This window comes from Desulfosarcina sp. (assembly GCF_041551955.1).
In the GTDB taxonomy this organism is placed as follows: domain Bacteria; phylum Desulfobacterota; class Desulfobacteria; order Desulfobacterales; family Desulfosarcinaceae; genus Desulfosarcina.
Genome location: NZ_JBFELV010000356.1, coordinates 1 through 5,339, shown reverse-complemented (window position 1 = coordinate 5,339; position 5,339 = coordinate 1). Strand labels below are relative to the sequence as shown.

Genomic DNA, 5,339 nt, shown 5'->3' with positions numbered 1-5,339 from the left:
CCTGAACGCGCTCGATGGCAGTGCCGAGCTGCAGTGCGGCGGCTTCCAGCATCTCGATCTTAATGTCGCTGAGCCGGTTGGCTTCCCGGTCTGCGACGTGAATCAAACCCAAGGTGCGGTCGCCGGACCGGATGGGGATCAGGGCGATAGTTTCGTAGCCGAAGCGATTGCAGGTGTTGCGCATCAGACGCTTCTGATCTGCCGAGGCCGAGGTGATAAACGCTGAGGTGTCGTTTACGTAATAAGAACCATATGCTGTGAATAACGATTCGTGTGGCGCTCTCTGGTTGTTGATTACGCGGTTGCACATCCCCTTGTCTGACGTGATGGATAGCGGCGCTTCGACACTGCAGAAATCCCCGTCAAAACCGTCGTACGCGGCATAAGGTATCCCGCCATCCTCATCCAGTATACGCACCGCTGCGGCAGCGCAGCCACTGATTCTTTTTATCTCCTCAAGGAACGCCCTCAAGAGCGGCTGCATCTCCGAGTAGCGGTTTCCAATCATCAGGAATTGATTGGCCGCCTGGATCCTCATCTCATACGCTTTACGATCGCTGATGTTCCGCGCCACGGTAAGCAGATGCGGTTCACCGTTGATCTCGACCTGCTTGGTCGACAGCAGGCAGGTGATAAAGCCGACATGCTTGGTCCAGAAGACGGCCTCCCAGTTTTCTGCGAAACCCTTTGAGGCAACTTCGTCCAGAAGTGCTTTGCGCTGCTCGATATTCTGCCAAAGCTCAACGTCGAGCACTGACCGTCCGATTACCGCATTCTTGTCATACCCGGTATAGGCCGTAAACCCAAGGTTGACATCGATGATGACGCTGTCTTCAATCCGGGTGATGATGATGGCATCGGGGCTGGTCTCAAATACGGTTCGGAAAAGTGCTTCACTCTGCTGCAGCGATTCTTCGGCCAAATGGCGCTCCGCCAACTCATGCCCCAACCTTTCATTCGCTGCCTCGAGTGCGCCGTAAGCGTCTGCTTTTTGTCTCAGGAAACGTCTGAATGTCGTTGTGACCATGACGACCAGCAGCAGGCATGTAATTCCACCTCCGACCATTAACTTCCTGAAAAACAGCATGTTTTCTTGAAGAAATAAGTCGACTGGCGCTTCCATTTCCTCCACCCTTGTCAGAATGGCTTTGTAGGCGTGATCAAAATCAACTCTAGGGGGAGACATTGGGCTCGGTTTTTCACCTGCATCGAGGAGCCGGGTCACCGTCTTCTTGTAATTGGAAATATCTGAATCGAGGGCTTTCAGATGTGTATTTAACGCATCAGCCATTTCCTCGGGAATATCTACTTTCAGGTTGTCCTGATTACTTTCAAGCATCGCACGAAAATCGGCGACGGCCAGATCCAGCTGAAACCAGATAAATTCGATGCCGGCATTCAAGCCAGGCCTATCGGATTTTTGGGTCCAACGGTGAATTTTTGCAATTTCGGTTTCCATGCGAAGCAACGAGGTCTTCAAGGGAGAAATGTTAATCCGGTTTTTCTCAACCACGTAGAAACTGAAGGCCACCAAAGCGGTGATCGTCAACAAGAGGAGTCCGACAACAGCGACCAACCATCGGTTCTTCTTTGTTCTTGCAGTGCTGGTTTTTAAACTCATGAGCATGCGGATCTATCTCAATTGATTAACATGTCAGGTTCATCATCAACAGCTGACCACGGATGGTACGGATGGGGATGATTATTCACGCGTCGCTCCTATCGGCTCGTCCAACACCTCTCGAACCTTGACAGCCAGCGTCTGAACTGAAAAGGGTTTTTGGATAAACTGAACGCCTTCGTCAAGAACGCCATGATGGGCGATGACGTCGGCCGTGTAGCCGGACATGAACAGGCGCTTGAGGTCCGGGTAAAGCGACAACAGGTTTTTGGCCAGGTCCCTGCCGTTCATCTCGGGCATGACCACGTCGGTCATGACCAGGTGGATTTCGCCGGCATGTTCGCGCGCCAGACGGATCGCCTCACCCGGCGTGGCGGCGTCCCGCACCGTGTATCCCTGGCGTTCGAGCATCTTTGTGGTGATATCCAGGAGCATGGGCTCGTCTTCGACCAGAAGGATGGTTTCGTGACCGCGTGCAGTCGGCTGTGCCGCATCCGTCTTGGTCGCCCGGCCAGTCTCGGCCGTGTTACGGGGGAGGTAAATGTCGACGGTCGTTCCCCGGCCCGGCTCGCTGTGCACCTCGATGAAACCGTTGTTCTGCTTGACCATACCATAGACGGTGGCCAGCCCCAGGCCGGTGCCTTTTCCCACTTCCTTGGTGGTGAAGAACGGTTCGAACAGGTGTGTGCGCGTCTCGGCGTCCATGCCGCAGCCATTGTCCTTCACGGCCAGCAGCACATACTCACCGGGAACCATTCCCACATGCGCAATACAGTCTTTTTCGTCTACGGTGGCGGCTCCCGTCTCGACGGTGATCTTGCCCGTGTCGTGGATGGCATCCCGGGCGTTGACGCACAGATTGGCCAGCAGCTGTTCAATCTGGGAGGGGTCCATCCTGACCGGATCCAGATCCTTTCCCGGCAGCCATTCCAGGTCGATGTCTTCGCCGATGAGCCGTCGCAGCATCTTGAGCATGCCTTCCACGGTCACGTTCAGGTCGAGCAACTGGGGCGCCACGGTCTGCTTGCGGGCAAAGGCCAGCAGCTGCCGGGTCAGGTTGGCAGACTGCTGAGCTGCCTTTTGGATATCTGTCAAGGTCCCATAGGTCGGATCCGTCGGACTGACCCCCAGCATACCCAATTCCGTATAGCCAAGGATCGCCCCCAGCATATTGTTGAAGTCATGGGCCACCCCGCCGGCCAGGCGGCCGACCGACTCCATCTTCTGGGCCTGGCTCAATTGCGCCTGGAGTTTCTCCCGTTCTCGATCGACCCGCCTGCGGTTGGTAATATCAAGATAGACCGCCATCAGAAGCCGGTGGCCGGTCTTGTCGATGAAACGGCCGAATATCGAGCATTCACGGACAGCTCCATCGCGACGCCGCAGGGGGGCCTCGAAATCGGTAACGTAATTCTGCCGATTGGCCGTCTCAATAAACCGGCTTCGATCTGAAGGATTGACCCACAGTCCGATATCGTTTCCACTCTTGCCTTCCGCTTGTTCTCGGGCATAGCCGAAAGTATGGTACCAGGCCTTATTCCAGGTCGTCTTTTTGTATCCGTCGACATCTGAGGCATAGGCCATCGGGACCGGCGCCGATTCGAAGAGCTGACTAAAACTCTGCTCGCTCTCCCTGAGCGTCCTTTCCGCCTGCTTGCGCGCAGTGATATCATGAATGATGGAGTGAAGGAGATCTTTTCCTTTTACCTGGATTTTGCTGCTGAACACCTCCACATCCCGGATGGATCCATCCGCCAGCCGGTGCTGGAATTCAAAATAGATCCGTTGCTTGGTCCTGGCCTTTTCCATCTCCAAGGTTACTTCTTCAGGCGGAAGGATGTTGATCTCCTGAATCCGCATTTGTTGAAGTTGTTCACGCGTCCATCCATAGAATTCTTCTGCTGCACCATTGGCGTCTATCATGTTGCCGTTGTGGGGATCGATGAACAACTGAACCGCGGCGTGTCGTTCGAACAGGTTCCTGAAAAGTGCCTCGCTTTCCCGCAGCGGTTCAACCGCCCGCTTGAGTTCGAAATTGGATATCTCCAACTCTCTTACTCTTCGCTCAAGCGCTTCATAGGTCGGTTTGTCCCTCATGTTAATCCCCTGTGCTGCCGTGCAAGCATCAATAGGTCTTTCCCTGTCGGTCCACCATGGGTACAAAACGGACATCCACGATTTTCTCCTGCTTGATTTTTCCCGTCTGCTTGGTCAACAGCAGCAACTGTTGATCGTATTTTTCTCCCGAAGGGATCACCATGCGTCCCCCTTCGGCGAGCTGCGCCGTCAGCGGTTTTGGGATGCGCGTCGGCGCGCAGGTGACGATAATGGCGTCAAAAGGGGCATGCTCCGGCCATCCCTTGTAGCCGTCGCCGATTTTCACCCGGATGTTTGGGTAGTCCAACGCATTCAGGACCTCGATGGCCTGGCGCCCCAATTCGGGAACAATCTCGATGGTGAAAACGTGAACGCCCATTTCGGCAAGCACCGCGGCCTGATAACCGGAGCCGGTGCCGATTTCCAAGACCCGTTGGCCGGGTTGCACAGCCAACAGTTGCGACATCAGGGCCACGATATACGGCTGTGAAATGGTCTGGCCGAGGCCGATGGGCAGTGGGGAATCGCGGTAGGCCATATCGCGCAGTTCCGGCGCTACGAATAGATGTCGGGGTACGGATGCCATTGCCTTCAATACGGAAGCGTCGGAAATGCCGCGATCGGCAATTTGAAAAACCACCATTTTTTGGCGCTGGTCAGCGAAATCATCAGCCGATGATCCTGTGGGGCCCATGCACAGGCTTAGGGCTGCCGTCAGGAGCATCGCGGGAATTCTTGTGCGTATCATGGAATCTGTCTCCTCCTGGGTTCGATCAATGGCCGCAAAAGGCTCATGTCGGGATCGGGTCGATAAAAAAGTTTTCCATTTTCACAATCCCAGGTCCTGGTTGATCAGGATGATTTTGATGCGTCCCTTAGGAAAGGACTTCTCCGTGATGCACCAGGTGTTGCAGATCCGGTCCGGGCTGCTGCAGTCTGCACAAGCGGCAGTTTTCACGCAGGGTATCTTCAGGCCCGGATGCCGGATGGCATTGGCCGGTGCGGCGTATCGCCTGACACGTTGCATGGCGTCGTCCAGCGATGGAGTCAATTTATTGCGGCCGATGAACAAGACCACGTGCCTGGGACCGAAGGTGATGCCGGTCACCCGGTTGCCCACCATGTCCAGGTTGACCAGCTGACCGGATTCCGTGACGGCATTGGTTCCCGTGAAAAACAGATCGGTCAGCAGGGCCTGCCGGCGGCGCGCCAGTCGTTCTTCCGGTGACGCTTGCGCGTCAAAGGGGTCGATGGTCTGGATGTCGGTATCGGCATTGATCACATCCAGCACACCGGTGGCCAGAAATGTCATGGAATCTCCCCAGGCCGCTGTTTTTACCTCGATTCCGGGGAGAATTTGATTTAAAAAAATGGCGCCGGCGGATTGGGTGTCGGCGGCCACAAACACCTCGAAGCCATTTTTTTCCAAGGCTTTCTTGCATTTTTCCAGGTGTTGCTGCCAATAGGTAGCGATGGGGTTGGGCATGGTGGGTTCTGGGTTCAGACATAATGGTTGACAGTTAACACCGAGCAATCGGCAAGCCCGGTACGCGCAACCCGCGAAAATTCATCGTGGCCTCCGACGAGCTGTTGAGGGCCCATTCTCGCCCACGATGAATTT

General features: G+C 55.2%; 4 protein-coding genes. All 4 read right to left on the bottom strand.

Annotated elements, in window-relative coordinates; genetic code table 11:
• Window positions 1–1,621, bottom strand: a 1,621-nt coding sequence (locus tag ABYV26_RS19975; protein WP_372683122.1) for a PAS domain S-box protein, incomplete at its 3' end; no start/stop codon positions are given.
• Window positions 1,622–1,702: 81 nt separating this feature from the next.
• Window positions 1,703–3,718 (bottom strand): PAS domain S-box protein, encoded by a 2,016-nt coding sequence (locus tag ABYV26_RS19970; protein WP_372683121.1) that lies wholly within the window; start codon window positions 3,716–3,718, stop codon window positions 1,703–1,705.
• Between the two features lie 28 nt (window positions 3,719–3,746).
• A complete protein-coding gene (locus tag ABYV26_RS19965) occupies window positions 3,747–4,466 on the bottom strand; it encodes a protein-L-isoaspartate(D-aspartate) O-methyltransferase (protein ID WP_372683120.1) in 720 nt (239 codons plus the stop codon).
• Between the two features lie 81 nt (window positions 4,467–4,547).
• Complete coding sequence (locus tag ABYV26_RS19960; protein WP_372683119.1) at window positions 4,548–5,204, bottom strand: lactate utilization protein; 657 nt, start codon at window positions 5,202–5,204, stop codon at window positions 4,548–4,550.
• Window positions 5,205–5,339 lie beyond the last annotated feature (135 nt).

Coding starts and splice junctions, on each gene's coding strand:
- ABYV26_RS19965 (WP_372683120.1), bottom strand. CDS start 4,466: ATGATACGCACAAGAATTCCCGCGATGCTCCTGACGGCAGCCCTAAGC.
- ABYV26_RS19960 (WP_372683119.1), bottom strand. CDS start 5,204: ATGCCCAACCCCATCGCTACCTATTGGCAGCAACACCTGGAAAAATGC.
- ABYV26_RS19970 (WP_372683121.1), bottom strand. CDS start 3,718: ATGAGGGACAAACCGACCTATGAAGCGCTTGAGCGAAGAGTAAGAGAG.